A 1,920-nucleotide genomic window follows, 5' to 3' on the forward strand; every position below is an offset into this window, starting at 1 on the left:
AATCATGACATAGCGAGCCAGAGAGCAGATACGCTCCGAACGCATCGGATTACGCTTATACGGCATCGCAGAAGAACCAATCTGATGTGCTTCAAACGGCTCTTCCAGTTCCTTCAGATGCTGAAGCAGACGCATATCTGTAGCGAACTTACTTGCAGACTGTGCAATGCCGCCCAGCGTTGCAACAACCTGTGCATCAATCTTTCTGGAATAGGTCTGACCGGATACCGGAACAACGCCGTCAAAACCGAAGTCAGCAGCAATCATCTGCTCCATCTTGCGAATCTTATCATGATCGCCGTCAAACAGCTCCATAAAGCTTGCCTGTGTACCGGTGGTGCCCTTCGAGCCGAGCATACGCATGTTGGCAATGCGGAATTCCAGTTCGTCCAGATCCATCAGCAGCTCATTGATCCACAGAGTAGCACGCTTGCCAACGGTGGTCAGCTGTGCCGGCTGGAAATGGGTAAAGCCCAGAGTCGGCATGTCCTTATACTTTGCAGCAAAATCAGACAGACGATGAATGACAGCAACCAGCTTCTTGCGAACCAGCTTCATGCCTTCCTGCATCTGAATGATGTCGGTGTTGTCGCCTACATAGGCAGAGGTTGCACCCAGATGAATGATGCCAGCAGCCTTCGGAGCGACCTTGCCGAAGGTGTATACATGTGCCATAACATCATGGCGTACTTCCTTCTCGCGCTTCTTTGCTACTTCATAATCAATGTTGTTGATGTTGGCTTCCATCTCATCGATCTGCTCCTGCGTAATCGGCAGACCAAGCTCCTTCTCAGCCTTTGCGAGAGAAACCCACAGACGGCGCCAGGTGGAGAACTTCATATCCGGAGAGAAGATATACAGCATCTCCGGGCTGGCATAACGGGAACAAAACGGACTTTCGTATACGTTGCTCATACTCATTAAATTCCTTTCCTGGCGCTGGTTTTCCCTTGCGCCACATACAAAACAGTGTTTCTTTTATTTTAGGCGAAAATCGACCAAAAGGCAAGGTGATTTGTATACAAAATTGCCTATGTACAAGAGATACAATTTTGGAGAAAAAAAGAAGCTATTAGGGTGGTTATCTAATAGCTTCTTTTCTAACGAAAAATCCTATAATTTACGCCTCAGCGATGAACTTCTCCAGACGGTCGAGACCCTTGTCGATGTTCTCCATCGAGGTTGCATAAGACCAGCGCAGATAGTTCGGTGCAGCGAAAGAAGTGCACGGAACAGTTGCTACGAGAGCCTTCTCCAAGAACAGAGAAGCAAAGTCGCCGTCGTTCTCAATCTTCTTGCCGTACATGGTCTTGCCAACAAAGCTGGACATATCCATCATGACATAGAAGGCACCCTGCGGCTTGATGCAGGAAACACCCTCAATCTTGTTCATGCGCTTTACCAGATGATCGCGGCGCTTCTCGAACTGCTGACGCATCTCCTCAACAGAGGACTGATCGCCTTCCAGTGCTTCTACAGCTGCCCACTGTGCCATAGTTGCCGGAGCACCGGTGGAATGGCTGACATAGCTGGACATTGCCTTAGCGACGGTCGGATTTGCCAGTGCGTAACCGACACGCCAGCCGGTCATAGCGTAGGTCTTGGATACACCGTTGATAACGATGCACTGCTCCTTCATTGCCGGAGAAACCGATGCAATAGAAGTGTATTCCAGTCCATCATATACGAGCTTGTAGTAAATATCATCTCTCAGGACATAGATGCCGTGCTTCTCACAGACAGCAGCCAGTGCTACCAGCTCTTCTCTGGTATATACCCTGCCGGTCGGGTTGGACGGGGAGTTGAGCATGAACATCTTGGTTTTTTCGGTAATTGCTGCTTCCAGCTCTTCTGCAGTAATCTTGAAATGATGCTCAGCAGTAGCGCGAACTTCTACCGGAACAGCACCAGCCATACGAA

2 protein-coding genes are annotated in these 1,920 nt (G+C 49.4%); both read right to left on the reverse strand.

Going from position 1 to position 1,920, the window contains the following annotated elements:
- Positions 1-915 (reverse strand): lyase family protein (locus ACR0P9_RS11770; RefSeq protein WP_432620375.1); only part of this gene is annotated, 915 nt, incomplete at its 3' end.
- A 205-nt stretch (positions 916-1,120) separates the two neighbouring features.
- The coding region (locus tag ACR0P9_RS11775) for a pyridoxal phosphate-dependent aminotransferase (RefSeq protein ID WP_432620377.1) at positions 1,121-1,920 on the reverse strand (800 nt) is incomplete at its 5' end.

This window comes from Butyricicoccus sp. (assembly GCF_050872565.1).
GTDB lineage: Bacteria > Bacillota > Clostridia > Oscillospirales > Butyricicoccaceae > Butyricicoccus_A.